Origin of the sequence: Burkholderia sp. 22088, assembly GCF_052045915.1 — a bacterium.
GTDB lineage: Bacteria > Pseudomonadota > Gammaproteobacteria > Burkholderiales > Burkholderiaceae > Burkholderia > Burkholderia cepacia.
Map to the genome: position 1 here is coordinate 24,249 of NZ_JBQEPY010000018.1, position 25,229 is coordinate 49,477.

Consider the following 25,229-nt stretch of genomic DNA (forward strand, 5'->3'; position numbering starts at 1 on the left):
GGGCGTGCGGGCCGCTCAACCGGCGATATCCGCAACATGAAGCACCAGCTTCGTTTTCGCCTCGCCCGTTTGAACGAGATCGAGGGCATGGGCCGCCTGTTCGAGCGGAAATCGGTCGAAGCGCGGCACGCGCAGTGCGCGCCGCTCGAGTTGCGCCGCGATCCGGCCGAGCGTGGCGCCGCTCGGCATCCGGCTGTAGGTCATCGCGATGCGCAGGCCGCGCCGGGCGGCTTCGGCGGCCGTCGCGGCCAGCCGCTGCGCATCGCCCGGTGCGAGCGTCATGATGTTCACCAGCGTGCCGCCCGGTGCCGGCAGGTCGAGCGCGTCGGGCAGCGTGTCGCCGCCGACCGCGTCGAGCACGAGGTCGACCCCGCCGGGCGCCCATGCGCGCAGCGCCGCCGCGATGTCCTGCGCGCGATAGTCGATGCTTGCAGCGGCGCCCAGCGATTCGACCGTCTCGCGGTTGCGCGCGGAACACGTCGCCGCGACCCGCGCGCCGGCCTGCACCGCGAGCTGGATCGCGAACGTGCCGACCGCGCCCGCGCCGCCGTGCACCAGCACGGTCTGTCCGGCCTTCAGCCCGCCGTCGTCGAACAGGCCGGCCCACGCGGCGAGCGCGGGTGTCGGCACCGCGGCGGCTTCCGCGAGGCTCACCGCGTCGGGCACGCGCACGACCGAGTCGTGGCGCACCGCCACGTATTCCGCATACGCACCCCAGCGCCCCGCGCCGACGTCGGTCTGCGCGAACACCCGCATGCCGGGCGCGAAACCGTCGACGCCGTCGCCGACCGCTTCGACCACGCCCGCCGCGTCGAAGCCGATCACGAACGGAAACGTGTACTGCATGAATGCGCCGAGGTAGCCTTCGCGGCATTTCCAGTCGGCGGGATTGACGCCCGCAAAGGCAACGCGGATCAGCACGTCGCCTGGGCCCGGCGTCGGTGCCGGCACGTCGGCCATCCGCAAGGCGTCGGAATGACCGGTGCGATCGATCAACAGGGCTCGCATCTTCGTGTCTCCAGGGGTGGTGTCAGCTTGACGGGCGCGCCGCATCACACCGCCGTATCGGCCAGCAGGCTCGACGCGAGCGGACAGAACGCATGCGAGATCGCATCGACCGTCCAGTCGGGGCTTTCGGCGTCGAACCGACGGTCGACCCAGCCCCAGTGATACGGATGCATCAGGTATTCGCCGAGCAGATCGCCGACGCGCGCGAATTCCTGCTGCCACACGTGTGTCCATGCGCCGGGGGACGCGATCCGGCTCAGGCGCCAGTTGCGGATACCGGGCATGTACGCGGGCATGCTCAGCAGTTCGCGTTCGAGCGCGGCGACCTGCGCGGCGCCGGCCTGCGGCCGCACGCGCAGCATCAGCGTGCGCCACACGCCGTCGCGCAGCGCGGGTTCGCGCAGGCCGCCGCCGATCGCGCGGCACACGGCGCCGTCGATGCGTACGATGCCAGGCAGTTGCGCGAGCGCGGCGAAATCCGCCGTGCCGTCGGCTGTGCCATTGGCCGCCGAATCGTCGCGCAGCACGTCGAGCGTGTAGTCGCCCGCGCCCCAACTGCCGTCCTGGTTGCGCGCCAGCGCCACGCGTTTCGCGCCGGCCAGCGCGTGTGCCGCTTCGTGCAACGCGCGTTCGATGCCATCGGCGTCGCGATCCGCCGACACGAATACCTGTGCCGTGTCATGCCGCATGATCGACCTCCGTCAGTGCAGGCAGCGGCGTATCGGCGTCCGTCATCACATGGCGGCGGCGCACGTCGCACAGCGCGTCGACCGCCATCCAGAAATCGACCACGTCGGCATTCGTCAGCGCACGCATCCGGTAGTAGGCCGGCGCATCGGCCAGGTGCCAGGTCAGCCACAGCGTGCTCGGCTGCCCCGGCACCGCGACGGGCGGCGACACCCAGTGGCCGGCCGCCGTCAGCCCGCGTGCCGCGTGGCCCGGCAGGTAGCGGTCGCGCAGCAGCGCAAGCACGTCGGGAATGCGCTCGGGCGCGAGCGTGATTTCGTCTACGATCTGGATCATTCGCGTGTCGTCCGTGGTCGTTCGTGACAGGGATCGGCGGCCGGCCTACGCCGTTCCGGCGAGGCCGCGGGCAGCCGGCGTGGATAGCATTCTTGCGTGGCGGCGATGAGCGGGCCCCTACCGGCCCGCTCACCGGCCCCTGTTGCAACGATCAGATCGGGAAACTCATGAAACAGCGCGCCATGCCGGCCCGCGGCCGCATCCTGCCGGGCCTCGGCGCGCGCCTGCTGAGCGAACTCACGCGCAGCGGCGCGCCGCCGGCCGACCGCGAGGCGCCGCCTCGCCCGGCGGCGACACCGGGCGATTTCGTCGCGCTGTACCGCGACGCGATCGAGCGGCTCGAGGCGCGGGTCGCGCGCGGCGACGGCCACCCGCCGATGCGCAAGCGCGAAGTCGACCTGATGTGCCGCTGCCTGCTGAGTTGCGCGACGCTCGCCGACGCGATCCGCTGTGCGGCCGAGTTCTGCGAAATGCTGCAGCCGCGCGCCGGTCACCTGACGCTTGCGGTGCGCGACGGGCGTGCGCTGTTCCGGATGGATTCGCTGCGGCGTACGCGCAGCCCGGCCGCGTGCCTGGTCGACCTGACCGGGCTGTTCTGCTACCTGCAGCTGTTCGGCTGGCTGATCGGGCAGCCGTTGCGGCCGACCGACGTATGGCTCGGCCATCCGCGCCGCGACGACGCGATGCCACTGCTCGGACTGTTCAATGCGCCGGTTGAAGTGGGCCGCAAGACCTACGGTTTCGCGTTCGATGCGGCGCAGCTCGCGTGCCGCGTGATCCGGCAGCCGGCCGAGCTCGACGCGTTTCTCGTCGATTTTCCGTTTCGCCTGATCGATGCGGCACCGGCCGTCGTGTCGTGGACGCAGCAGGTGCGCGGTTTCCTCGATGCGGCGCTCGCGCACGAACAGGCGTTGCCGGCGCTCGCCGAACTGGCCGCGTGGCTCGGCGTCAGCGAGGCGACGTTGCGGCGGCGGCTGGCGGCCGAGCACACCGGTTATCACGCGCTGAAGGAGCAGTGTCTCGCCGAAGCCGCGCAACGCTGCCTGCGCGAATCGGACTGGCCGGTCGCGCGGGTCGCCGCGCATCTCGGGTTCGGCGGCGAGGAGGCGTTTCGCCGCGCGTTCGTCCGGTGGACAGGGGTCGCGCCGAGCCGGTTCAGGCGCGATCGCACGGCTTCGAACCACCTTGTTTCATCAGACATGAAACGCGGCGCCGACGCCTGAAAGAAAGGATTTAGAAAGGTCCTGCCCGGCAATGACGTTTTTTCGCATCCCTGCGTCGCCGGATATTTGACGCGGCGGCGCGCCCGCCATTACCCTTGCGCGCTGATGGTGCCCGGAGACGGGATCAAAAGGGAACGCAGGAGAGGCCATGCCTCGAATCTGCGGCTGCCCCCGCAACTGTGAGCGGTGAATTCGTGCCACTGCGTGCCACTGGGAAACCGGGAAGGCCTGCACGAATGACGACCCGCGAGCCAGGAGACCTGCCATCGACCCGAGGTCCAGGCAGCCGCACCGGGCGGGGTGTCCCGGCGCGCCAGGCACCGCCGTTGGCGGTCGCCCGCTGCATGGACGGCCCGACCTCAGGATCGCCCGATGTCCATTGTTACCGCATCCGCTTCCGCACCGGAAGCGCCGCGCCGGCACGCCGCCGGCCTGCACGGCCCGCCCGCACGCGCGTGCCGTTCCCTATCGACGGCATCCGCCGGCATGCGCCGCGCCGACGCCCGCGACACCGGCCTGCCCAGCCCGGTCGCGCGATAACCCGACCACCGATAACAAGACCGGTGCTGCGCGCCGCCCGCTCACGATCGACGCCGGCGCAGCCCGACGACAACGACAGCCTCATGAAGATTCGACACCTCCTTGCCACGTCCGCCGCGACCGCGCTCCTCTCGCCCCTCGCCCACGCCGCCGGCGACACCGCGGTTTCGCAACCGGCCCCGGCCGCCGAAGGCACCGACCTGCCGACGATCAACGTGACCGACACGCGGCGCCTGCCCGAGTCGTTCGACCAACGCTATGCGACGACCCAGGTGCTCACGCGCACCGATCTCGACCGGCTGTCGCCGAGCGACCCGAGCATCACGCAGGCGCTTGCGACGCTGCCCGGCGTGACCGTCTCGCAGAACGGCGGCCCCGGTTCGTCCGCGTCGGTCAGCATCCGCGGCTCGTCGGCCAACCAGGTCGCCGTGTTCATCGACGGCATCCGGATCGGCTCGCCGACCACTGGCATCGCGCCGTGGGCCGACTTGCCGACCGAAGCGTTCGAACGCGTGGAAGTGATTTCGGGGCCGGCTGCCGCGTCGTTCGGCGCCAATGCGATGGGCGGCGTCGTGCAGCTCTTCACGCGCCGCGCCGCCAACCAGCCGAACCAGACGACCGTGTCGTTCGGCGGCGGGTCGAACAAGACGTTCGACACGCAGCTCCGCACGTCGGGCACGGTGCCGTCGACCGGGCCGCTCGCCGCGCTCGGCGGGCTCACCTACTCGCTCGGCCTGCGCTCGTACAACACGGCCGGCATCGACTCGACGCGGCCCGTGCTGCCGTACCATGAGGCCGGCCGCAACCCGTACCACGCGCAGGATCTCGATGCGCGCCTCGGCTACGCGCGCGACAACTGGTCGATCTCGACGTTCGCGCTGTATCACCGGTCCGATCTGTCCTACGACAACAGCGGTTATGCGAACCGCCAGCTCGATCATCAGCTGACGACCGGTATCGCGTTCCACCTCGACATCACACCCGACACGCAGTTCGACCAGTCGTTCGGTTATGCGAACGATCGACAGTTCCTCTACGCGAGCGATCCGGCCATCCCGACCGACCAGATCAATTCGCAGCGCATCAGCACGTCGACGTCGTTGACGCATCAGGAACGCGGGTTCCACCTGTTCGGGCTGCCGCTGTCGGGCGAGACCAAGCTCGCGTACGACTTCACGCGCGAGCAGGCGTTCCTGCCGGTCGATATTCCGGGCGGCATACCGACGCGCAACGATTCCGCGTTCTCGCTGCATCAGTCGGCGACGCTCGGCAGCGTGACGATGTTCCTCGCGGGGCGCCATGAAATCATCGCCGGGCAGTCGGTGAATACGGGTAACGCGGCGCTGTCGTGGGCGATCACGCCGGTGTATACGGCGCGCGTGTCGTACGGCAATGCGTTCAAGCTGCCGACGTTCAACGACCTGTACTACCCCGGCTACGGCAATCCGGGGCTCAGCCCGGAACGCAACACGTCGGTCGAGGCCGCGGTCGATGCGAACACGTCGTACGGTACGTTCACGGCCGCGATCTACGACACGCGGGTCACCAACCTGATCGCGTACAACCCGGCGACGTTCTCTCCGATGAACATCGGTCGCGCGCATATTCGCGGCATCGACCTGTCGTACAAGGGGACGATCGGCCGCTCGACGCCGGTGAGCGTCGCGGTCGGGATCCTGAATCCGCAGGACGAGACCAACGACTCCTGGCTCAGCCGCCGTCCGCGCCAGACGGTCAGCGTCAACATCGATCACACGTGGGATGAACTCCACCTGCATGCGTTGAGCACGGGGGCGTCGCTGCTTTATGGCGGCACGACGTTCGACGATCCGGCCAACTCGACCTATCTGCCGTCGTACCTGACGGTGGGCCTGCGCGCGTCGTACCGGATCAATTCGCACCTGACGGTGTCGGCGACGGTGTCGAACCTGTTCGACCGGCAGTACATGACCGCGTATGGATACAACACGCTTGGACGGACGGCGTTCGGGAAGGTGAGTTACACGTTCTGACGGGTGGATGGGGAGGCCTTGGCGCGGTGGGCGGCAAGGTCTCCCGTCGGGAAGCGGTGTTCGATGCTTCCGTCACCGGGTATGGGAAACGGTATTGCGACCCAAACCCGTCGACGGGCTGGTGACTGCGGATCTGCCGGTCTTTCGGTCGCGCCACGGGCGTCAATGTCCGTATCAACACTGTTAGACTGCGGACGCCCATCCCCGTGGATGTACTCACCATTCAGGACATCGACATGACCGAATGCACGCTCACGTTTGCCAGTCAGATCGAATGGGAAAGCTGGTTAGGGGAAAACGGCAGCACTTCAACCGGCGCATGGCTGCGTCTGGCGAAAAAAGGCACCGGGCAGCGAACCGTCACCTACGAACAGGCGCTGGAAAGCGCCCTCTGCCATGGCTGGATCGATGGTCAAAAGCGGGCCGGGAACGACCAATACTGGTTGCAACGCTTCACCCCACGCTCCGCAAAAAGCCTGTGGTCGCAACTCAACAAGGACCGGGCTGAAGCACTGATCGCCGCTGGCAGAATGCGCCCGCCCGGCATGTGCGAAATCGAGAAAGCCCGGAAGGACGGCCGCTGGAACGCTGCTTATACGTCGGCCAGCAACTCGACCGTGCCGGACGACCTGCAGGCGGCCTTGGACGCCAATCCTGGCGCCAAGAAATTCTTCGCAACCCTGAACAGCCGTAACCGCTATGCGATTCTGTATCGCATACAGAATGCCAAAAGGCCCGAAACAAGGGCGCGCAAAATCGGAGAGTTCATCGACATGCTGCTGCGTGGCGAAACCTTCCATCCATGAGTTTTTCGCTGACGGAGATTTTCCCGAACGTCGGGTATATGACCCATCACGGCCGCTTCGGCTCGGCATCGGCCATCACACACTCGTTCCATTCTTCGGACTATGATGATCCGGCCGGCAGCCACGGGGCTGCCGGCCCACGCTTCCTCGATGCATTTCACGTAACGCAACGCGCATTCCCGAGCGCAGCGACCGAGGTGAATCATGGATCAACACGAATACTTCATCGTGCGCACCATGTCGGCCGACGAGGTAGCCATGTCGATCGAATGGGCGGCGGCGGAAGGCTGGAACCCCGGCCTGCATGATCCGTCCTGTTTCAGGGAAGCGGACCCGGCCGGGTTCTTCGTCGGCGTCTGGCGCGGCGAGCCCGTCGCGTGCCTCGCCGCCGTCGCCTACGACGAACGCTTTGGTTTCATCGGCCTCTACATCGTGAAACCCGGGTTTCGCGGCAAGGGCTTCGGCATCCGAATCTGGCAGCACGGCATGCGTTACCTCGCCGATCGCAACATCGGGCTCGATGGTGTCGTGGCCCAGCAGGCGAACTACCGGAAGTCCGGATTCGCGCTCGCGTACCGCAACATCCGCTATCAGGGGCGCGTGGACGGCATCGGGTGCGCGCACGTGACAGCCGCGGCCGACGTGCCGTTCGAGCAGTTGCTCGCCTACGACCGCCAGTGCTTTCCAGCGGCACGCGCGCGTTTCGTCTCCGCGTGGATCGCGCAGCCGGATGCCGTGGCGCTCGTGACCGTCGACGCCGGCCGTATCGCCGGATACGGTGTCGTGCGCCGCTGCAAGGCGGGCTGCAAGGTCGGCCCGCTGTTCGCCGACGACGCAGGCGTTGCCACCGGGCTGTTTCGCGCGCTGGCCGCGCGCATGCCCGGCGAGGTCATCGTGCTCGACGTGCCGGAAACGAACCCCGCAGCCGTCGCGCTGGCGGAACGGCACGGCATGACGAGCGTCTTCGAAACCGCGCGGATGTACACGCAAGACGCGCCGCCGATTGCAATCGAGCGCGTGTTCGGGGTGACGTCGTTCGAGCTGGGGTAATCATCACGAACAGGGCGGACGCCCAAGTCGCTACGCGATGCAACGTCAGCAAGCGTGGCTGGGTAATTCCGCCCTCTACGGCCCTTGTACGGCAGGTACGGGCATCGTGCGGGCATCAACGGGCCACCCGTCGGAACGGGTGATGCGCAGACGACGCAGATCCCGATCGCCGCGACAGCCGGGTGGATGTGGCTTACATGCCCGGCACATGTTTGTCTCCGCTTCCTGACGCACGACACCCGACCAAAGCGGCCATCCCCGATCACATGAAGCCATAGCGCTTCGACGCACCGGAACACGTCACCCCAATGACGCACAGGCAGAACCGGCACGCCCGGGAAATTGACAACCCCGCCAAACCTAATACAATTAGCCGCTTGACTAACTTGAATAGCATCTGTCATGGCACGCGCCGGCATCACCCTGGACAAACTCGTCGAAGCCGGCGCACAGCTCGCCGATGAGACCGGCTTCGAGCACCTGACCGGCGCAGCGCTCGCGCGTCACTTCGACGTCAAGCTCGCCAGCCTGTACTCCCATGTCCCGAGTTTCGACGACCTCAAGAGCCGGATCGCACTCTTCGCGCTGAGGGAGCTCGCCGATCGCGCAACCGAAGCACTGGCCGGCCGTACCGCCAAGGACGCGCTGACAGCGCTCGCCAACGTCTATCGCGACTACGCGCGCGAGCACCCCGGCCGTTTTGCAGCCGCGCGCCACCCGCTGAGCGCCGAGCGCGCCGCTGAAAGCGCCGGCGGCCGGCTCGTCAGGATGACCTCGGCCGTGCTGCGCAGCTACGACATGCCGGAAGCCGAGCAGCCGCATGCGATCCGCCTGCTCGGCGGCTTTTTCATGGGCTACGTCACACTCGAAAGCGCCGGCGGGTTCTCGCACAGTGCACCGGCTTCCGACGCGTCGTGGTTGCGCAGTCTCGATGCGCTGGACGTGATGCTGCGCCACTGGCCTTGCGCCGCATGACTCGCCCAACGGAGCTGAATCGATGAAAGACCAACCCGACGGCGTGGTCCTGCCGAGCCGTGTCGTCCCCTTCCCGGCCTCGATCAGCGAAGAGGCGCGAGCCGCGTTGCAACGGCTGGTCGGCAGCGACGGCGTGCCGCTGAACGCGCTGCACGTGATGCCTGCCCCGGACGATTTCGACGCATGGATGCGCGTGAAGGCGGCCGCCGACGCGCACTACGCGGCGGCCATCGAGCAGCTCGGCGGTCATCTGCGTTCAAGCGTGGAGACGATCCGGGCCGGCGCTGCGGACGTGCACGTCGCCACGCCCGAGGCAGTGGCTTCCGGCGAATGCGCGTACATCGACCTGCATGGCGGTGCGCTGGTTCTCGGCGGCGGCGCCGCATGCCGCGCCGGCGCGCAGATGCAAGCCGACCGGCTCGGCATTCGATGCTACGGCGTCGACTATCGCCTGCCGCCCGAACATCCGTATCCGGCCGCACTCGACGATTGCATCGCCGCGTATGCGTACGTGCTGGAGCGCTACGCACCGGAAAACATCGTCATCGGCGGGCGCTCGGCGGGCGGCAACCTCGCCGCCGCGATGGTGCTGCGCGCCCGCGACGAAGGGCTGCCGCTGCCGGCCGCGCTGGTGCTGCTGTCGCCGGAAGTCGACCTGACCGAATCCGGCGACAGCTTCGAAACCAACCGCCTCGTCGACGTGGTGTTGCCGACGTCGCTGATGCCGAACAACCTGCTCTACGCGAACGGCGCCGATCTCGCGCATCCGTATCTGTCGCCGCTGTTCGGCGATTTCGCTGTCGGTTTCCCGCCGACCTTCATCCAGAGCGGCACACGCGACCTGTTCCTGTCGAACGCGGTCCGCCTGCACCGCGCATTGCGGCGCGCGCAGGTGCCGACCGAGCTTCACCTGTTCGAAGGCATGCCGCATGGCGGGTTCATGGGCGCGCCCGAGGACATGGAACTGGGCCAGGAAATCGCGCGCTTCGTGCGTGCGCATTTGCCTGCATTGAATTGAATCCGTCGAGCGTCAGACGATGAACGGCAAACCCCACAAGGACGACATCGGCATCGGCCCGGATCGCTGGATCGAATTCGGCGATCTGTCGGGCGGGCAGGCGCAGGCGGTCGCGATCGATCCCTGTCTGGCCGGGGTCATGTCGTTGATCGATGCACTGGAGACGGACTGTGTCGCCGCATGCTGCGGCATCGACGCATTCGGTTTCTGGCCGGACGAGATCGCGGTCGCCGTGAGCACGCTCGATCGCGCTGCGCTGGCACGGCTCGCCGACGATCTGCTGTCGGTTCAGCGTGCGATCGACGCGTTGCCGTCCGATCTCGTCGTCAGCACGCGGATGAACCAGTTTTTCAGGAAGGCGGTGTTAGTCGAGTTGCTCACGCATATCCGGACGACTATCGACGCGATCCGGTCGCAGCGCGATGCGCGCGACGCATCGACCTAAATGACGCCGCGCACGCCCGCGACCACCTGAATCACGCCGAACCCCGCGACGACCGCGGCCGACACGCGCGACAGCCCGTGCATGAACGCGAACGACATCCGCGTGCGCAACGCGGCGGTCGTACCGCTCAGGCACAGCCACCACGTTGCGGAGCCGGTGAACACACCGGCGACCATCAGCGCCACGGACGGCCACATCGCGCCTTCCCGCGCCCCCGACAGCGGGCCGAGCGCCGCGAAGATCCCGACGAACGACAGGATCGTCATCGGGTTCGACAGCGTCAGGCCGAACGTCGTCAGGAAATCGCGCAGGACGGTCGTGCGCGGCAGGTCGCGTTGCGCCATCGACGCGGCCGGCGCCTGGCGCGCGATGGTCCACGCCAGCCACACGAGGAATGCGCCGCCAGCGATTTTCAACCCGACGGTCAGCATCGGGAACGCCGTGACGATACCCGCGATGCCGAGCGCACCGAGCAGGCCATAGATCGCATCGGCGCACGCGGCGCCGACGCCCGTCGCGAATCCCGCCTGAAAGCCGCGGCTCAGGCTGCGCTGGATGCACAGCATGCCGATCGGGCCGACCGGCACCGCGATCGACAGCCCCATTACGACGGACTTGATGAACAGCATCGCCTGCTCCTTGCGACATGTGACGCGTTGAACAGGCATCGTAGGGAAAGTCCGGTCATCGCTGAATGCGGTTTTTAAGGAAAAATGGCGGCTTCACCTTAAAAAATTCCACCGCGATGGACGATCTGGACTGGAAGGTACTGGCGCTGTTGCAGGCCAACGGCCGCATCAGCTACACGGAGCTGGCGCGCCAGGTGCACCTGTCGGTGCCGGCGGTGACGGAGCGCGTGAAGCGCCTCGAAGCGGCCGGCGTCGTCGAGGGCTACACCGCGCGGATCAATCCTGCCGCCGCCGGCTATCCGGTCAGCGCGCTGATCGGCATCACGGTGCCGCAACCGGCGAAAGCGAAATTCCTCCGGTTGCTGGAGACGATTCCCGAAGTCGTCGAATGCCATCACGTGACGGGCGCGGACTCGTATGTAATGCGACTCGTCGCGATCAGCATGACCCATCTCGAACAACTGATCGAGCGCATCAACCTGTACGGCGAAACACGCACGTCGATCGTGATGTCGACGCCGCTGCCCGCACGCGGATTGGCGCGGCCGCCGTCGCCGCGCGACATCGTTCGCGATTGACGCGTCGAGCGGCCCCGCCCGCTCCGCTTTCAGCAGGAGACCATCGAGCAATCCCGGCCGGCGGTAACCGGAGGCCAATCTTCATCTGGCCGGTTACCGCCGTGACGATCCGGACCGATCGGCTACTTGCCGGCCACGCCGCCAAGCAGGCCGCCCACCAGCCCCGTAATGGGCGCGAGCGGATTGGCGAGCGCACCCAGCGGCGAGCCGCCGTCCGCGCCGGTCGCGGAACCGTTGCGAACGGTCGCCGGCATGCCGCCGACCACGCTCGTCACCAGGCCCGCCACCGGCACCGCGCCGTTCGCACCGCTCGGGTTCACGAGGCCGCCCACGTTGGTCACGGTGTTGCCGACCGCGCGAACGAGCCCGCCGACGCCGCCGACCAGCGGCTGGGGCGACGTGGACGTCACCTTCCATCCCGCCGACGTGATCGCGCCGCCGATCTGTCCGAGCAGGCCCGCGACCGGCTGTCCGAGGCCGGTCGCCGTGCCGACCTGCTGCGTGACCTGGCCGACGGTCGTGACGAGCGGCGTGATCGCCGTGCTGATCGCCTGCGTCGTCTGCTGGACCGGGCCCGACGACAGGGCCGAGCCGAGCATGGTGCCGCCCGTCTTGATGCCGCCGGACACGGTGTCGAGCAGGCCGCCGACCGGTGTCGTGAGCGGCGCCAACGGCGACAGCGGGCCGGTGCCGAGCGCCTTCACCGTGTCGCCGAGGCCGGCGACCGGATTGCCGACCGAGCCGACGATGGAGCCGAGCCCGGCGACCGTCGTGCCGACGGGGTTCGCCGTGAAACCGGTCTGGCCGATGCCGTTACTCACGGCGTTCGACGTGTCGCTGATGATCGTGCCCACGCCCGTGACCGTGTTGCCGAGGCCGGTGGTCACGCCCTTGCCGACTCCGGGCGGGCTCACGCCGCTGATCGTGGCGCCGGCATCCATGACGACCACGCCGACGGAACTGATGATGCCGTTCGTGCCGGGGGTTCCGCTGGTGCCGCTTGTGCCGCCGGTTCCGTTCGTGCCGCTGGTGCCGCTGGTGCCGCTCGTTCCACTCGTGCCGCTGGTCCCACTCGTGCCGCTGGTCCCACTCGTCCCACTCGTCCCACTCGTCCCACTCGTCCCACTCGTCCCACTCGTCCCACTCGTCCCACTCGTCCCACTCGTCCCACTCGTCCCACTCGTCCCACTCGTGCCGCTCGTGCCGCTCGTGCCGCTGGTTCCACTCGTGCCGCTGGTTCCACTCGTGCCGCTGGTTCCACTCGTGCCGCTGGTTCCGCTCGTGCCGCTGGTTCCGCTCGTGCCGCTGGTTCCGCTCGTGCCGCTGGTTCCGCTCGTGCCACTAGTTCCGCTCGTGCCACTGGTTCCACTCGTGCCACTAGTTCCGCTCGTGCCACTGGTTCCACTCGTGCCACTAGTGCCGCTAGTCCCGCCCGTTCCACTCGTACTCGTTCCGATGTTGTTACCACCCGGCTTCGGCGCCGTGACATCGCTGCCGCCACAAGCCGCCAGCGCACACGCCGCGGCAACCGCGGCGAGCGCAACGTTCGCCTTGATGAAATGATTTTGCATGGAAGCCCCCGTCCGCAATTCAGCGCGATCCTTCCTGCAAGCATCTACCGTGCCATACCCGTCGGTTCCTGTAACGATCCCGCCGCCGCACCGCAGCGCCCCTGCCGACGCCATACTCCCGCGCAGCACATCGCCCGCGCCTCCACCCGCTGCGTTCGATCCGACCGTGCGTTCCGGCAGCACCGACGTAACACCGATCCGGCGTTACGTAGCACGACGCCCAAAAAAACGGCCGGGACCGCACACCGCCGGTCCCGGCACATTGCACATACCCGCGTCGTCACCGACGCTTCACGATCTTCACAATCGTAAGCGTGCCGTTCACGCTTTCGACGCGCACCCTGACCTTGTCGTCGACATGAAGCGACGTCAGCATCGCCGCATCCCCGACCTTGAACGCCATCGTCATCGGCGGCATCCCGACGTTGTCGAGCGCGCCATGCTTCAACATGACCAGCCCGCGCCCGGCATCGATCTCCTTGACCTCGGCATCGGTCAGCGCCGCATCCGGCGCCGACATCGTCGAACGCCCCATGCTCATCGCAGGCATGTCGCTGCCCGCGAACGCCGGCATCGCAACGACTGCCGCCGCGCCCCACGCGGCGAACGCGTGAAAGCAGGTCTTCATCGATCGTCCCCCCCGGCTCCGAAGACATTCCTGTTGTTCATCGAAGCCGCGACGCGGATGCCCGGCTCAAACGAACAACGTCGCACCGGCCCATGCGATCAGCACGACACCCAGAACGCGCCCGGCGCGCTCGCCGCCGGGCAGGATTTTTTCCGCGAACACGAACACCGACAGCGCGGCAATCCACACGACGTTCATCACGCCGCCGACGAACAGCAGCGCCATCAGCATCCCGCAGCACCCGACGCAATACATCCCGTGTCGCGCACCGAGCAGGAAACTGCCCGCGATGCCCGGGCGCCAGTGCGCAACCAGAAAGGCCGCCGGCGCGCGGCATTGCCGAAGGCATGCACGTTTCAGCGGCGAGAATTGATAAAGCCCGGCCAGCGCGAGCACGGCCGCGGAAAGCACCGCACTCTTCGACCACAGCATCATCGCGGAGATCAGCCCGGCCGGCTGCAGCAGTTCCTGGAGCAACGCCGCGCCGACCGAGAACGCGAACCACGCGGCCAGATAGCCGGCCAGCAGCGACATCGACGTCAACGCAGCCGCCGCGCCGTCCGCGCCGCGATGCCTGAGCACGCGCCGGTACAGCATCACGAGCGGCGCCGCGCTGGGCGTCATCATCGCGATCATCATCACCCACCACATCGCGATCACGGTCGGCAGCGACGGATCCATGCTGCCCATGTCGCCCGTCAGCCGATGCGGAAAGAGCGCGACCGCCGTCATCTGCAGCGCCGACATGCCGGTGCCCGCGCCGGTCCACAGGTAGAACCAGCACACGCCGACGAGCGCGGCCATGCCGAGCAGCGTGACGACGCGCTCGCGTCCGAGCCAGGTATCGAACGGAGTCATGCCGCCGCGCGATGCCGGATCAGCCCGTGGTTGTTCAGGTGCAGCCGCGCGAACTGCGCATAGGTTCCGTCGAGGTTCAGCACGATGTTGCCCTGCGAGCGCCCGGTGCCCGAACCGATCTCGGCGAGTTCGTACTCGAAGCCGTTCGGCAGGTCGATCCGCGCGCGATGCTCGGCGCCCGTCACCGGGTTGCGGATCGGATCGCCCGCGACGTCGAACACACCGTCGACATGAATCCGGCCGTGCCGCGCATCGACATCGACGTCGAAATCGATCTTCGTGAAGATCGGCTCGAACGCGTGCTCGAGCGTCGACGCGAATACCGCGAACATCGTCGCAAACGGATCGGTATCCTGACCGGTCATGATCTTCAGCACCGCTTCGCGCTGCGCGGGACTCGCGCGCTCGTCGACGATCGGCTGGCACTTGCCCCGGCCTTCGTGGACCGCGCCCGGCCACTGAAACACGACCGCGATCCTGACGCCGTCGAGCACCACGTCGCCGTAGTGGCCGCTGTCGATCGAAATCGCACCCATTGCTTCGCATCCGCCGTGGGTCGGCGGTGCATTGAACTGGCAAGGGCATCCGTATGAGCAATTGCAGCTCATCATTTCGGTACCCTGAATCTCCCACGGCGTCATGGCTTCACCTCGCGCGCTGTAACACACATGAATGCTTCGAATCTAGTGCACGGCATCGGGGAAATCAAAGCGGGAACGGATGACCGATACGACGGGGGAAACCCGCAAATTCCGGTGTCGCGCATGACGCGTCGACCGGCTCGCGGACGGCCGCTCGGGTCGAGACGTCACGCCCGCTCGTCACACGACCAGCGACGCGACGATCGCACACCACACGGCACTTGCGCCGCACAGAAACACGCGCCGCGCGACGAGCATCCGCGACTCGTCGCCGGCCGTCTTCATCGGCGAAGTCGCGAGGAACGGCACGCTGGCGAGGCACGCGAAACCCGCGAGCGCGAGCACGATCACGACGTAATCGCCGAACCGCCAGGGCAACGGTTCGTGCAATCCCCAGTAGCCGAGAAACAGCATGCCCATCGAAAACATCGTCGCGGCGGCCGAACTGAGCGCGACCACCGATCCCGTCGGAAATTGCATGGGAGCCTCCCCTCGCGCATCCCGCGCGACGCCGGATCATTATCCCGGCGCGGAGGGGAAAAGCACAACGCCGGCCGGCAGCAGGCCGTGCCGCTCGCGGCGCGCGAGCGCAAGCACGTCGCGGCGAAACGCGGAATCGCGGATCGGCCGGAAAATCGGAACCTCCGACGGTACTACGCGGTGATATCGAACTTGCTCAGGATCGCGATGCTTTCGCTTGCGCCGGCAACGCGCTTCATCGTCCCGATCGAATGGGGGCGGAACACGGAGTCGACCTGCCGGCATTCCGGCGGCGTCTTGCGCAGGGGATGCCGGCAGGATCTTGCCGGCCGGCGTCAGCGTCAGCCGCAGCACGCGCTCGAGCGACGATTCGCCGATCGCCTCCTCGAGCAGCCGCACATGCGTGCCGACCGCGGACGGCACGGCATCGATGATCGTTGTCACGGATTGACAGAACCCGGATTCGCGCGGCGGAAGTGCCCGCCTTCAGCCCGGCTTCTTCGTGGCCTGCACGACGGAAATCCAGCCCACCACCGCCGCGGCGACCCAGCAACAGGCGATCATCAGGTCGAGATCCATCCAGCCTTCGAAATTCGCGCTGTTTTCGAAGCTGCAGCGCTGATGGCCCCTGACCCACACGCAGCCGCTGATGAACTGCTGGATGTGCATATAAACGCTGTAGACAGCAAAAGCCGACGCGATGACCGTGAGCCGCAAACGGACGTTCTTTTTCATGTGACGCGAATGCCGGTGGAAAGCCAGTGCCGATCTTACGGCAACGGCAACCTGCCCGGCAATCCGTCGCATCCTGCCCCCGGATGCCCTTCGCTCACGCGTCGATCCGCCTGATCGTCCTCAGGCAATCCGCCGCCAGCTGCTGATAAATCCGCGTGCCGTTCGCCTTCGCGTCGATCTCCGCGTCGCTCAGCCGACGCACGACGCGCCCCGGCATGCCCGCGAGCAGCACGCCGCGCGGCACGTCGTAGCCGGCCTTCACGAATGCGCACGCGGCGACGATCGTCGTGGCGCCGATGGTCGCGCCGTCCATCACGACCGCATTCATTCCGATCATCGTGTCGGGTTCGAGCGTCGCGCCATGCACGATCGCACCGTGGCCGATGTGGCTGTTGACGCCGAGCCGGCACGTCTCGCCGATCCCGACGTGCAGCACGCAGCCATCCTGCACGTTGCTGCCGTCTTCGACGACGATCGCGCCGAAGTCCCCGCGCAGGCTCGCATGCGGACCGATGTAGCAGCGCGCGCCGATCGTCACGTCGCCGATCACGACCGCGCTCGGGTCAACGTACGCGGACGGATCGACGCGCGGCCGCATCCCGTTGAATTCGAACAGCGGCATCGTCAGAGCGCCGCGACCGCTGCCGGCACGAGCGTGAACAGGTCGCCGACCACGCCGTAGTCGGCCACGCTGAAGATCGGCGCTTCCGGGTCCTTGTTGATCGCGACGATCACCTTCGAATCCTTCATGCCGGCCAGATGCTGGATCGCACCCGAGATGCCCACCGCGATGTAAAGCTGCGGCGCGACGATCTTGCCGGTCTGGCCGACCTGGTAGTCGTTCGGCACGTAGCCGGCGTCGACTGCCGCGCGCGATGCGCCGAGTGCTGCCGACAGCTTGTCCGCCAGCGGCTCCAGCACCTTCGTGTAGTTCTCGCCGCTGCCCAGACCACGGCCGCCCGACACGATGATGCTTGCGCTCGTGAGTTCCGGACGGTCCAGCTTCGTCACTTCACGGCTCACGAACTGCGACTTGCCAGTGTCTGCCGCTGCTTCGATCTTCTCGACCGACGCACTGCCGCCTTCCGCTGCCACCGGATCGAAACCCGTCGCGCGCACCGTGATGACCTTGATCGGGTCGCTCGACTGCACCGTCGCGATCGCGTTGCCCGCGTAGATCGGGCGCTCGAACGTGTCAACCGACACGACCGCCGTGATCTCGGATATCTGCGCGACGTCCAGCTTCGCGGCGATACGCGGTGCGATGTTCTTGCCGTAAGCAGTCGCCGGCGCGAGGATGTGCGAATAGTCCTTCGCGATGTTCAACGCGGTCGCTTCGACGTTTTCCGCGAGACCTGCTTCGAGTTGCGGCGCATCGGCCAGCAGCACCTTCGATACCCCCGCGATCTTCGCTGCCGCGTCGGCCGCCGCTTGCGCGTTGTGGCCCGCGACCAGAACATGCACGTCACCGCCGCCTGCCGCGCCGAGTGCCTGCGCAGCCGCCACCGCATTGAGTGTCGCGGCCCTGATCGATGCGTTGTCGTGTTCCGCAATTACCAGAATCGTCATTTCGTTGCGTTCCCTGTTACAGCACCCTGGCTTCGGTCTTCAGCTTCGCGACCAGCGTCTGCACGTCCGGCACCTTCATGCCGGCTGCGCGCTTCGGCGGCTCGTTCACGTTGAGCACTTTCAAACGCGGCGTCACATCCACGCCAAGGTCGCCGGGCTGCACGATCTCGAGCGGTTTCTTCTTCGCCTTCATGATGTTCGGCAAGGTCACGTAGCGCGGCTCGTTCAAACGCAGGTCGGTGGTCACCACGGCCGGCAGTTGAAGCGACAGCGTTTCCGCGCCGCCGTCGACTTCGCGCGCAACCGTCGCACGCCCGTCGGCCACCCCCACCTTCGATGCAAACGTCGCCTGCGGCAAACCCGCTAGCGCGGCCAGCATCTGCCCGGTCTGGTTCGAATCGTCGTCGATCGCCTGCTTGCCGAGGATCACGAGCGACGGCTGTTCCTTGTCGAGCAGCGCCTTCAACACCTTCGCGACGCCCAGCGGTTCAACACTGTCGTTCGATTCGACGAGGATCGCGCGATCCGCGCCGATCGCGAGCGCCGTGCGCAGCGTTTCCTGCGCCTGCGCGACACCGACCGACACCGCAACCACTTCGGTCACGACACCGGCTTCCTTCAACCGCACGGCCTCTTCCACCGCAATCTCGTCGAACGGGTTCATCGACATCTTCACGTTCGCGATGTCGACGCCCGTCCGGTCGGATTTCACGCCGACCTTCACGTTCGCGTCGACCACGCGTTTCACTGCCACGAGCACTTTCAACTGCACGTCTCCCTTGTGGTGCGATCGCCGCGTCAGCGCGCGGTATAACCGCCGTCGATCACGAGCTCCGCGCCCGTCACATAACGGCCGGCCGGCGACACGAGATACAGGATGCCGGCCGCGATGTCGCGCGGGCTGCCGATCTTCGCCATCGGCACATGCGTCTGCAGATAACCGAACACGTTGTCCGGGTCCTGCCCCATCTGGCGGAACGCTTCCTCGAGCATCGGCGTACGGATATAGCCGGGATGCACCGAGTTCGCACGGATGTTCTTCGCCGCGTACAGCATCGCGTCGACCTTCGCCATCATCCGCACCGCGGCCTTCGACGCGTGATACGCGGGCACGTCGGGCCCGCCGACGATCCCGTACATCGACGACAGGTTCACGATCGACCCGCCGCCGGCCGCGTCGATATGCGGAATCGCGGCACGCGTGCACAGGAACACACCGTTCACGTTCACGTCCTGCACGCGCTGCCACTGCGCGAGCGTGAGCTCGTGCGTCGGCACGTTGTGGCCTTCGATGCCCGCGTTGTTCACGAGCACGTCGAGGCGCCCGAAGCGCGCGACGATCTCGCCGAACACGCGTGCCACGTCGGCTTCCTGCGTCACGTCGAGCGACCAGAACGCGGCCTGGCCGCCCTGCGCGCGGATCTCCTCGACGAGCGCTTCCGCCGGTTGCGACAGCACGTCGAGAATCGCGACGCTCGCACCGGCCGCGGCCAGCGTGCGCGCCGTCTCCGCGCCGATGCCGCGCGCGCCGCCGGTGATCGCGGCCACCTTGCCGCGCAGGTCGAACAGGTCTTCGATGAGCTTCATGTCGTCTCCATGTATGTGATCAGACGGCCCGCCCGCATCGGGGCAGGCCCTCGCGGGCATCCGGCGTTATCGCGTATTCCGCGCCGCAAGAAAATCGAGGCATTCCCGATTGAAATAGTCGGCGTGTTCCACCATCACCCAGTGGCCGCACCGGTTCATCAGCACGAAACGCGCGTCGCGGCAGCGTTCGAGGAACTTCAGCGCGCCGCCGACGGGATTAAAACGGTCGTCCGTTCCCCAGAAACCCAGCACCGGGCAGCGCAGGTCGCCGAGCGCGCCGGTCAGGTTCGGCACGCTCATCGTCGAGAGCACTTCGGTCGGCTGCTCGACGCACACCTTCATCCGCTCGGCCACGAGCGCGTCGGTGACGATCGCCGGATCGTGCACGAGCAGCGTCAGCAGCTCGCGCATCGTGTCGTCATTCATCTGGCGATTGGTGAACAGCTTCACCATCCGCTGGATGCCTTCCATCCGGAAATAGGTGTCGCGATCCTCGACGCCGCCCGGCGCCATCATGATCAGCCCGTTGACTTCGTCCGGGTAATCGAGCGCGTACTTGAGCGCGATCGCACCGCCGAGCGAATTGCCGAGCAGCACGGCCGGCCCGATCCCGAGCGCGTCCAGTTGCGCATGCAGCGCGCCGACGAAGAAATCGAGCGTATAGGCGACGTCGGACGGCTTCGACGACTGCCCGTAGCCCGGCAGGTCGACGACGATCGCGCGATGGCCGGCCGCCGCGAACGCGGGCACGTTGTGCTTGAAGTTGCTGAAACCGCTGGCGCCCGGGCCGCTGCCGTGGATGAACACCACGGGCCGGCCTTCGCCCGCCTCGTAGTGGTGCAGGCGCAGGCCGCCCGGCACGTCGGTGAAGATGCCGGCCGGCGGCGTCGTGGGGATCGTCATCGCGGGTTGTCTCCTTCGTCGTTCGATGGATGCCTGACCACGATGATTGCGTCGCCGGCGCCGGCCGGCATCATCCTTTCAGACTACGAAGCCGCGCGCGCTTCTTCCTATCATCGGCCCACCGAAACGGAGGCAGACGATGAACGGATTCGACTACAGCGGCAAGACGGTGCTCGTGACGGGCGGCACCAAGGGCATCGGGCGGCGCATCGCCGAACGGTTTCTCGCGGCGGGGGCGCGCGTGTTCGTCTGCGGACGCAGCGCGCCCGACACGCCGCCCGCGGCCGACGGCCGCGAGGCGGCATTCGTCGCGGCCGACCTGCGCGACATCGAGCAGGTCGACGCGATGCTCGCGACGATCCGCGCGGAGGCCGGCCGCCTCGACGTGCTCGTCAACAACGCGGGCGGCTCGCCGTTCGCGCTTGCGGCCGATGCGTCGCCGCGCTTCACCGAATCGATCGTGCGGCTGAACCTGATCGCGCCGCTGCAGCTCGCGCAGCGCGTGAACGCGATCATGCAGCCGCAGCCCGAAGGCGGCGCGATGTTGTTCATCGCGAGCGTCAGCGCGTCGCGGCCGTCGCCCGGCACGGCCGCGTACGGCGCCGCGAAAGCGGGCCTCGTCAATGCGGTCACGTCGCTCGCGGTCGAATGGGCGCCGCGGGTGCGCGTGTGCGCGATCAGCCCGAGCCTCGTGCAGACGGAATCAGCCACCGAAGGCCACTACGGCGACGACGATGCGCTCGACGCGATCCGCGCGACGATTCCCGCCGGCCGCCTCGCGACACCCGACGACGTTGCCTCCGCGTGCCTCTTTCTTGCGTCGTCCGACGCGTCGTACACGTCGGGGGCGAACCTGCGGCTCGACGGCGGCGGCGAACGGCCCGCGTTCCTGTCGGCGGCACAGGCCAACGCGCGATGACACGCGTCGCGCACGCGGCGTCGCGCGATCGTTGCCAGTCCTAGGGAAGTCATCTAGTTCATTTTGACGATTCCCTGCTACCGCGATCTCCCTACTCTGCCTCTCACGACAACACATAGTCGACCGTCGTCGATACCCCCAAGAGGAGACACCATGCAACAACGGATTTCGCGCCGTACCGACAAGCGGGCCACCGCCACGCTGTCGACGCTGGCCGCCGCGCTGCTGACGTGCGCCGTTCCCGGCGCGCACGCCGGCAGCACGATCGAGCTGGGCGCCGACACGACGCTGGACTATACGTTCACGCTCAGTTACGGCCTCGGCATGCGCACCCGCGCACCGAGCGGCAATCTCCTCACGCCGGCGAACATCAACGGCGACGACGGCGACCGCAACTTCGCGAAGAACAAGCTGATCGAGAACCAGGTCAGCCTGCTCGGCGAAGTGAACCTGAAGCACGACGACTGGGGTGTGTTCGTGCGTGCCGACACGTTCTACGACCAGGCCTATCGCCGCCCGAACTACAACGACGCGCCGGGCACCGTGAACCAGTCGGGCCAGTACAACAATTTCACGAGCGACGCGCGCTACTGGTCGGGCGGCCACACGACGCTGCTCGCCGCGTATGCATACAACACGTTCCACATCGGTTCGACGAGCCTGAACGTGAAGGTCGGCGATCAAGTGGTCGCGTGGGGCGAAAGCCTGTTCTTCCCGAACATCGCGGGTGCACAGGGGCCGTCCGACGCAACCAAGTCGTACATGGCCGGCGCCGAGGTGAAGGACATCCTGCTGCCGGTGCCGCAGATCTCGACGCAGTGGCAGATCACGCCGAACTTCAGCCTGCTCGGCTACTACCAGTTCTCGTACCAGCAGAACCGGCTGACCGCGCCCGGCACGTACTGGAGCTACTCCGACGTGACCGGCCCGGGCGCGCAGTTCATCATCGGCCCGGGCGGGATGATCATTCCGCGCGGCCCCGACGACAAGCCGAGCGCACGTAACCAGTGGGGGATCGGCGCGCGCTTTCGCGTGCTCGGCGACACCGAGCTGGGCCTGTACCACCTGCACTACAACGACATGAACCCGAGCGTCGTCACCACGTACTTCCCGACGCTCCAGTACCAGCAGACCTATTTCAGCAACATCAAGCTGACCGGCGCGAGCTTCTCGACGCAGGTCGGCCCGGTGAACGTCGCGGGCGAAGTGTCGTACCGCCAGGGCGCGGCGGTGCTCGTCAATACGCCGACGGGCCCGCAGTCGACCCGCGCGAACGTGCTGCAGACCAACCTGTCCGGCATCTACTCGATCGGGCCGAGCTTCCTCGCGAATTCGCAGTCGCTGATCGGCGAACTGACGTACGTGCATGCGGGCAGCATCTCCGAGCTCGACGGGTCGACCACGCTCGCCAACTCGCGCAACGCGCTCGCGATGGAGATCGCGTGGACGCTCAGCTACAAGAACGTGTTCAACGGCTGGGATCTCGACGTGCCGCTGACCTACACGCACGACCTGACGGGCACGTCGCCGCTCGCCGGCGCGCTCGGCTCGCTGACGGGCCAGGGCGACCACCGCGTGACGGCCGGCGTGACGTTCACGCGCCTGAGCAACCTGCAGCTGTCGCTCGTCTACGCGAAGTTCCTCGGCTCGCCGAACCCGGTCACGCGCCCGCTCGCGGATCGCGACTACGTGCTGGCCACGGCGACCTACCACTTCTGAGCGGCCCGGCCGCTCGTCACTCAGCAAGAGGATTTGTCATGAAGCGAATTCGTCTCCCCCTCCTGCGCGCGTCGGTGATCGCCGCGTGCGCACTCGCCGCGACGGCGTCGTACCCGAAGGTCACGCCGGACGACCTGAAGGCGCTCGACGGCCAGTTGACCCCGATGGGCGCCGTGCGCGCCGCGAGCAAGGACAACGGCGTGCCCGAGTGGTCGGGCAAGTGGCTCGGCACGCCGCCGGACGTGCAGTACAAGCGCGGCAGCCGTTACCCCGATCCGTACGCGAGCGAGAAGCCGGTCGCGACGATCACCGCGGAGAACATGGCGCAGTACGCGGAGCACCTGACCGACGGCCAGAAGGCGATGTTCAAGCGCTATCCGGCCACGTTCAAGATCATCGTCTACCCGACCCACCGAGACTTCCGCTATCCGGATTCCGTCTACAAGGACATTCGCACGTACGCGCCGGATTCGACGATGACGTCCGACGCGAACGGCCTCACGAACGCGCCGCCGACGGTGCCCTATCCGATCCCGAAGACCGCCGCCGAATTGCTGTGGAACCAGCGCTTCTCATCGTCGATCGGCACCGAGCAGGCCACCTACGACCAGGCGGTCGTCTACTCCGACGGCAACATCGCGTGGGGCAAGGTGCGCTACGACATCTACTCGCCGCGCAACGTCGGCAAGTACGACGTGAAGAGCGACCTGAACAACCGCACGTACTACCGCAACGCGACGGAGCTGCCGCTGTCCGACCGCGGCTCGCTGATCGTCGGCTTCACGAACTGGGACAAGGCCGGCGCGGACAACTCGTCGCGCACGTGGATGTACAACCCCGGCACGCGGCGCGTGCGCCAGGCGCCTGAATACGGCTACGACCAGCCGCAGGGCCCGGGCGGCTTCCGCACGGTCGACGACGACCGCCTGTACAACGGCCCCGGCGATCGCTACGACTGGAAGATCGTCGGCAAGCGCGAGATCTACGTGCCGTACAACAACTACAAGGTGATGGACAGCGCGGTGAAGTACGGCGAACTGCTGACCAAGGGCCACGAGAACCCCAGCTACATCCGCTACGAACTGCATCGCGTGTGGGTGCTGCAGGCCACGCTGAAGAGCGGCTACCGTCACCAGTACGCGAAGCGCGTGCTGTACATCGACGAGGATTCGTGGCAATCGCTGCTCGCGGACAACTACGACGCGCGCGGCCAGCTGTGGCGCACCAACGTCGCGACGTCGCTGTACGCATACGACGCCAAGGTGTTCTACCCGAGCGCGGTGTTCTTCCACGACCTGATCTCCGGCGCGTACATGGCCGACCGACTGACGAACGAAGGCCCGATGCCGAAGCTCGACAACAGCCCGCAGTTCAACGAGGCGTATTTCTCGCCTGACGCGATCCGCAGTTCGGGCAACTGATCGACCGACCGACGCGGCATGCCCGCGACCCACGCGCCGGAGCCCCGCTCCGGCGCACGACGCCGCCCGTGACGGCGGCCATTTCCATTCGAGGGCCCTTTCATGTATTCCCGCCTGCATACGACGCTCGGCGACGAGCTGTACGCCGCATGGCACGCGCGCACACCGGTCGCGCCGCTGTCGGGCCGGGCGCGCCGCCTGTCGCTCGACGACGCGTACCGCATCCAGCAGCGCTTCATCGAACGCCGCGTCGAACACGGCGAGGCGGTCGTCGGCAAGAAGATCGGCGTGACGAGCCAGGCCGTGCAGGACATGCTGAACGTGCGCCAGCCCGATTTCGGCATCCTGCTGTCGGGCATGCACTACGCGGCCGGCGAGGCGATCGCCGCCGATTCGCTGATCGCGCCGCGCGCCGAGGGCGAGATCGCGTTCATCCTCGCGCGCGACCTGCGCGGCCCCGGCATCGACCGCAACGACGTGATCGCCGCGACGGCCGCCGTCGCGCCCTGCTTCGAGATCGTCGACTCGCGCATCCGCGACTGGGCGATCCGCATCGAGGACACCGTCGCCGACAACGCGTCGTGCGGCGTGTACGTGCTCGGCGAAACGCGCGTCGACCCGCGCACGCTCGATCTCGCCGCGTGCGAGATGACGATCGAGAAGAACGGCGAGCCCGTCGCGCAAGGCCGCGGCGACGCGGCGCTCGGCCATCCCGCCGACGCGGTCGCGTGGCTCGCGAACACGCTCGCCGCGTACGACGTACCGCTGCTTGCCGGCGAGATCGTGCTGTCCGGTTCGCTCGCGAAACTGATTCCGGTCACGGCCGGCGACACACTGTCGATGCATATCTCCGGCATCGGCAGTTGCGACGTCCGCTTTATCTAAAGGAAC

28 protein-coding genes and 1 riboswitch are annotated in these 25,229 nt (G+C 67.3%); of the genes, 12 read left to right on the plus strand and 16 right to left on the minus strand.

Annotated elements, in window-relative coordinates; all coding sequences use genetic code 11:
• Window positions 1–15 precede the first annotated feature (15 nt).
• From ACTJLD_RS29925 to ACTJLD_RS29935, 3 genes are read right to left on the minus strand one after another with little or no spacing between them, the layout of a single operon-like run.
• Window positions 16–1,008: an NADP-dependent oxidoreductase gene (locus ACTJLD_RS29925; RefSeq protein WP_440660344.1), complete on the minus strand. Its 993-nt coding sequence runs from the start codon at window positions 1,006–1,008 to the stop codon at window positions 16–18.
• A 44-nt stretch (window positions 1,009–1,052) separates the two neighbouring features.
• Complete coding sequence (locus ACTJLD_RS29930; protein ID WP_440660345.1) at window positions 1,053–1,697, minus strand: Dabb family protein; 645 nt, start codon at window positions 1,695–1,697, stop codon at window positions 1,053–1,055.
• Window positions 1,687–2,031, minus strand: coding sequence for a hypothetical protein (locus tag ACTJLD_RS29935; protein ID WP_440660347.1), 345 nt, complete (start codon window positions 2,029–2,031; stop codon window positions 1,687–1,689). Before ACTJLD_RS29935 ends, ACTJLD_RS29930 begins: the two co-directional genes overlap by 11 nt.
• A 167-nt stretch (window positions 2,032–2,198) precedes the next feature.
• Between ACTJLD_RS29935 and ACTJLD_RS29940 the strand changes: the two genes are divergently transcribed.
• The 7 genes from ACTJLD_RS29940 (at window position 2,199) to ACTJLD_RS29970 (ending at window position 10,100) form a co-directional block, all read left to right on the plus strand.
• Entirely contained in the window at window positions 2,199–3,254 is a 1,056-nt protein-coding gene (locus tag ACTJLD_RS29940) for an AraC family transcriptional regulator ligand-binding domain-containing protein (protein ID WP_440660348.1), read from the plus strand.
• An 89-nt stretch (window positions 3,255–3,343) separates the two neighbouring features.
• A riboswitch (cobalamin riboswitch) is annotated at window positions 3,344–3,536 on the plus strand.
• Between the two features lie 341 nt (window positions 3,537–3,877).
• On the plus strand, window positions 3,878–5,806 hold the full coding sequence (locus tag ACTJLD_RS29945) for a TonB-dependent receptor domain-containing protein (RefSeq protein WP_124671578.1): 1,929 nt from the start codon (window positions 3,878–3,880) through the stop codon (window positions 5,804–5,806).
• Between the two features lie 236 nt (window positions 5,807–6,042).
• Entirely contained in the window at window positions 6,043–6,612 is a 570-nt protein-coding gene (locus ACTJLD_RS29950) for a YdeI/OmpD-associated family protein (RefSeq protein ID WP_440660518.1), read from the plus strand.
• Between the two features lie 204 nt (window positions 6,613–6,816).
• Window positions 6,817–7,662: a GNAT family N-acetyltransferase gene (locus tag ACTJLD_RS29955; protein WP_440660350.1), complete on the plus strand. Its 846-nt coding sequence runs from the start codon at window positions 6,817–6,819 to the stop codon at window positions 7,660–7,662.
• A gap of 402 nt (window positions 7,663–8,064) precedes the next feature.
• Entirely contained in the window at window positions 8,065–8,637 is a 573-nt protein-coding gene (locus ACTJLD_RS29960) for a TetR/AcrR family transcriptional regulator (RefSeq protein ID WP_124838521.1), read from the plus strand.
• Window positions 8,638–8,659: 22 nt separating this feature from the next.
• Complete coding sequence (locus ACTJLD_RS29965) at window positions 8,660–9,655, plus strand: alpha/beta hydrolase (RefSeq protein WP_440660351.1); 996 nt, start codon at window positions 8,660–8,662, stop codon at window positions 9,653–9,655.
• Between the two features lie 19 nt (window positions 9,656–9,674).
• The gene (locus tag ACTJLD_RS29970; protein ID WP_440660352.1) at window positions 9,675–10,100 is read left to right on the plus strand and encodes a DUF6331 family protein; all 426 of its coding nucleotides are present in this window, start codon (window positions 9,675–9,677) and stop codon (window positions 10,098–10,100) included.
• On the opposite strand, the gene ACTJLD_RS29975 is transcribed toward ACTJLD_RS29970, so the two are convergent.
• Window positions 10,097–10,729 (minus strand): LysE family translocator, encoded by a 633-nt coding sequence (locus ACTJLD_RS29975; protein ID WP_440660354.1) that lies wholly within the window; start codon window positions 10,727–10,729, stop codon window positions 10,097–10,099. The genes ACTJLD_RS29970 and ACTJLD_RS29975 overlap by 4 nt on opposite strands.
• A 116-nt stretch (window positions 10,730–10,845) precedes the next feature.
• On the opposite strand from ACTJLD_RS29975, the gene ACTJLD_RS29980 reads away from it, so the two are divergent.
• Window positions 10,846–11,307 carry an Lrp/AsnC family transcriptional regulator gene (locus ACTJLD_RS29980; protein WP_027791696.1) on the plus strand — a complete coding sequence of 154 codons (462 nt, stop codon included), beginning with the start codon at window positions 10,846–10,848 and terminating at the stop codon, window positions 11,305–11,307.
• Between the two features lie 122 nt (window positions 11,308–11,429).
• Here the strand turns inward: ACTJLD_RS29980 and ACTJLD_RS29985 are convergent, their stop codons facing one another.
• The 12 genes from ACTJLD_RS29985 to ACTJLD_RS30040 all read right to left on the minus strand — a co-directional run bounded on the left by ACTJLD_RS29985 (window position 11,430) and on the right by ACTJLD_RS30040 (window position 20,279).
• Window positions 11,430–12,878, minus strand: coding sequence for a collagen-like triple helix repeat-containing protein (locus ACTJLD_RS29985; RefSeq protein WP_440660355.1), 1,449 nt, complete (start codon window positions 12,876–12,878; stop codon window positions 11,430–11,432).
• A gap of 280 nt (window positions 12,879–13,158) precedes the next feature.
• Window positions 13,159–13,506, minus strand: coding sequence for a copper-binding protein (locus ACTJLD_RS29990; protein ID WP_060371928.1), 348 nt, complete (start codon window positions 13,504–13,506; stop codon window positions 13,159–13,161).
• Window positions 13,507–13,572: 66 nt separating this feature from the next.
• On the minus strand, window positions 13,573–14,364 hold the full coding sequence (locus ACTJLD_RS29995) for a DUF2182 domain-containing protein (RefSeq protein WP_440660357.1): 792 nt from the start codon (window positions 14,362–14,364) through the stop codon (window positions 13,573–13,575).
• The gene (locus tag ACTJLD_RS30000; RefSeq protein WP_027791701.1) at window positions 14,361–15,005 is read right to left on the minus strand and encodes a DUF1326 domain-containing protein; all 645 of its coding nucleotides are present in this window, start codon (window positions 15,003–15,005) and stop codon (window positions 14,361–14,363) included. The genes ACTJLD_RS29995 and ACTJLD_RS30000 overlap by 4 nt, the downstream gene beginning before the upstream one ends.
• A 180-nt stretch (window positions 15,006–15,185) precedes the next feature.
• A complete protein-coding gene (locus ACTJLD_RS30005; protein WP_021164379.1) occupies window positions 15,186–15,485 on the minus strand; it encodes a hypothetical protein in 300 nt (99 codons plus the stop codon).
• Between the two features lie 39 nt (window positions 15,486–15,524).
• Complete coding sequence (locus ACTJLD_RS30010) at window positions 15,525–15,884, minus strand: hypothetical protein (protein ID WP_440660358.1); 360 nt, start codon at window positions 15,882–15,884, stop codon at window positions 15,525–15,527.
• Between the two features lie 87 nt (window positions 15,885–15,971).
• The gene (locus ACTJLD_RS30015; RefSeq protein WP_027791702.1) at window positions 15,972–16,220 is read right to left on the minus strand and encodes a hypothetical protein; all 249 of its coding nucleotides are present in this window, start codon (window positions 16,218–16,220) and stop codon (window positions 15,972–15,974) included.
• A 94-nt stretch (window positions 16,221–16,314) separates the two neighbouring features.
• Entirely contained in the window at window positions 16,315–16,842 is a 528-nt protein-coding gene (locus ACTJLD_RS30020) for an acyltransferase (protein WP_027791703.1), read from the minus strand.
• A gap of 2 nt (window positions 16,843–16,844) precedes the next feature.
• Window positions 16,845–17,789, minus strand: a complete 945-nt coding sequence (locus ACTJLD_RS30025; protein WP_440660359.1) for an electron transfer flavoprotein subunit alpha/FixB family protein — start codon at window positions 17,787–17,789, stop codon at window positions 16,845–16,847.
• A gap of 16 nt (window positions 17,790–17,805) precedes the next feature.
• A complete protein-coding gene (locus ACTJLD_RS30030; RefSeq protein ID WP_440660361.1) occupies window positions 17,806–18,555 on the minus strand; it encodes an electron transfer flavoprotein subunit beta/FixA family protein in 750 nt (249 codons plus the stop codon).
• 32 nt (window positions 18,556–18,587) lie between these two features.
• On the minus strand, window positions 18,588–19,376 hold the full coding sequence (locus ACTJLD_RS30035; RefSeq protein ID WP_027791706.1) for an SDR family NAD(P)-dependent oxidoreductase: 789 nt from the start codon (window positions 19,374–19,376) through the stop codon (window positions 18,588–18,590).
• Window positions 19,377–19,442: 66 nt separating this feature from the next.
• Complete coding sequence (locus tag ACTJLD_RS30040) at window positions 19,443–20,279, minus strand: alpha/beta fold hydrolase (protein ID WP_440660362.1); 837 nt, start codon at window positions 20,277–20,279, stop codon at window positions 19,443–19,445.
• A 139-nt stretch (window positions 20,280–20,418) separates the two neighbouring features.
• On the opposite strand from ACTJLD_RS30040, the gene ACTJLD_RS30045 reads away from it, so the two are divergent.
• The 4 genes from ACTJLD_RS30045 to dmpE all read left to right on the plus strand — a co-directional run bounded on the left by ACTJLD_RS30045 (window position 20,419) and on the right by dmpE (window position 25,223).
• Window positions 20,419–21,198, plus strand: coding sequence for an SDR family oxidoreductase (locus tag ACTJLD_RS30045; protein WP_440660363.1), 780 nt, complete (start codon window positions 20,419–20,421; stop codon window positions 21,196–21,198).
• 153 nt (window positions 21,199–21,351) lie between these two features.
• Window positions 21,352–22,917: a DUF1302 domain-containing protein gene (locus ACTJLD_RS30050; RefSeq protein WP_175862542.1), complete on the plus strand. Its 1,566-nt coding sequence runs from the start codon at window positions 21,352–21,354 to the stop codon at window positions 22,915–22,917.
• A gap of 38 nt (window positions 22,918–22,955) precedes the next feature.
• Entirely contained in the window at window positions 22,956–24,338 is a 1,383-nt protein-coding gene (locus tag ACTJLD_RS30055; RefSeq protein WP_059697322.1) for a DUF1329 domain-containing protein, read from the plus strand.
• A gap of 102 nt (window positions 24,339–24,440) precedes the next feature.
• Entirely contained in the window at window positions 24,441–25,223 is a 783-nt protein-coding gene (gene dmpE, locus ACTJLD_RS30060; RefSeq protein ID WP_440660364.1) for a 2-oxopent-4-enoate hydratase, read from the plus strand.
• Window positions 25,224–25,229 lie beyond the last annotated feature (6 nt).

What these genes read in the sequence shown, in the direction of transcription:
- ACTJLD_RS29925 (WP_440660344.1), bottom strand. Translation starts at nt 1,008, where the DNA reads ATGCGAGCCCTGTTGATCGATCGCACCGGTCATTCCGACGCCTTGCGG.
- ACTJLD_RS29930 (WP_440660345.1), bottom strand. Translation starts at nt 1,697, where the DNA reads ATGCGGCATGACACGGCACAGGTATTCGTGTCGGCGGATCGCGACGCC.
- ACTJLD_RS29935 (WP_440660347.1), bottom strand. Translation starts at nt 2,031, where the DNA reads ATGATCCAGATCGTAGACGAAATCACGCTCGCGCCCGAGCGCATTCCC.
- ACTJLD_RS29940 (WP_440660348.1), top strand. Translation starts at nt 2,199, where the DNA reads ATGAAACAGCGCGCCATGCCGGCCCGCGGCCGCATCCTGCCGGGCCTC.
- ACTJLD_RS29945 (WP_124671578.1), top strand. Translation starts at nt 3,878, where the DNA reads ATGAAGATTCGACACCTCCTTGCCACGTCCGCCGCGACCGCGCTCCTC.
- ACTJLD_RS29950 (WP_440660518.1), top strand. Translation starts at nt 6,043, where the DNA reads ATGACCGAATGCACGCTCACGTTTGCCAGTCAGATCGAATGGGAAAGC.
- ACTJLD_RS29955 (WP_440660350.1), top strand. Translation starts at nt 6,817, where the DNA reads ATGGATCAACACGAATACTTCATCGTGCGCACCATGTCGGCCGACGAG.
- ACTJLD_RS29960 (WP_124838521.1), top strand. Translation starts at nt 8,065, where the DNA reads ATGGCACGCGCCGGCATCACCCTGGACAAACTCGTCGAAGCCGGCGCA.
- ACTJLD_RS29965 (WP_440660351.1), top strand. Translation starts at nt 8,660, where the DNA reads ATGAAAGACCAACCCGACGGCGTGGTCCTGCCGAGCCGTGTCGTCCCC.
- ACTJLD_RS29970 (WP_440660352.1), top strand. Translation starts at nt 9,675, where the DNA reads ATGAACGGCAAACCCCACAAGGACGACATCGGCATCGGCCCGGATCGC.
- ACTJLD_RS29975 (WP_440660354.1), bottom strand. Translation starts at nt 10,729, where the DNA reads ATGCTGTTCATCAAGTCCGTCGTAATGGGGCTGTCGATCGCGGTGCCG.
- ACTJLD_RS29980 (WP_027791696.1), top strand. Translation starts at nt 10,846, where the DNA reads ATGGACGATCTGGACTGGAAGGTACTGGCGCTGTTGCAGGCCAACGGC.
- ACTJLD_RS29985 (WP_440660355.1), bottom strand. Translation starts at nt 12,878, where the DNA reads ATGCAAAATCATTTCATCAAGGCGAACGTTGCGCTCGCCGCGGTTGCC.
- ACTJLD_RS29990 (WP_060371928.1), bottom strand. Translation starts at nt 13,506, where the DNA reads ATGAAGACCTGCTTTCACGCGTTCGCCGCGTGGGGCGCGGCGGCAGTC.
- ACTJLD_RS29995 (WP_440660357.1), bottom strand. Translation starts at nt 14,364, where the DNA reads ATGACTCCGTTCGATACCTGGCTCGGACGCGAGCGCGTCGTCACGCTG.
- ACTJLD_RS30000 (WP_027791701.1), bottom strand. Translation starts at nt 15,005, where the DNA reads ATGACGCCGTGGGAGATTCAGGGTACCGAAATGATGAGCTGCAATTGC.
- ACTJLD_RS30005 (WP_021164379.1), bottom strand. Translation starts at nt 15,485, where the DNA reads ATGCAATTTCCGACGGGATCGGTGGTCGCGCTCAGTTCGGCCGCCGCG.
- ACTJLD_RS30015 (WP_027791702.1), bottom strand. Translation starts at nt 16,220, where the DNA reads ATGAAAAAGAACGTCCGTTTGCGGCTCACGGTCATCGCGTCGGCTTTT.
- ACTJLD_RS30020 (WP_027791703.1), bottom strand. Translation starts at nt 16,842, where the DNA reads ATGCCGCTGTTCGAATTCAACGGGATGCGGCCGCGCGTCGATCCGTCC.
- ACTJLD_RS30025 (WP_440660359.1), bottom strand. Translation starts at nt 17,789, where the DNA reads ATGACGATTCTGGTAATTGCGGAACACGACAACGCATCGATCAGGGCC.
- ACTJLD_RS30035 (WP_027791706.1), bottom strand. Translation starts at nt 19,376, where the DNA reads ATGAAGCTCATCGAAGACCTGTTCGACCTGCGCGGCAAGGTGGCCGCG.
- ACTJLD_RS30040 (WP_440660362.1), bottom strand. Translation starts at nt 20,279, where the DNA reads ATGACGATCCCCACGACGCCGCCGGCCGGCATCTTCACCGACGTGCCG.
- ACTJLD_RS30045 (WP_440660363.1), top strand. Translation starts at nt 20,419, where the DNA reads ATGAACGGATTCGACTACAGCGGCAAGACGGTGCTCGTGACGGGCGGC.
- ACTJLD_RS30050 (WP_175862542.1), top strand. Translation starts at nt 21,352, where the DNA reads ATGCAACAACGGATTTCGCGCCGTACCGACAAGCGGGCCACCGCCACG.
- ACTJLD_RS30055 (WP_059697322.1), top strand. Translation starts at nt 22,956, where the DNA reads ATGAAGCGAATTCGTCTCCCCCTCCTGCGCGCGTCGGTGATCGCCGCG.
- dmpE (WP_440660364.1), top strand. Translation starts at nt 24,441, where the DNA reads ATGTATTCCCGCCTGCATACGACGCTCGGCGACGAGCTGTACGCCGCA.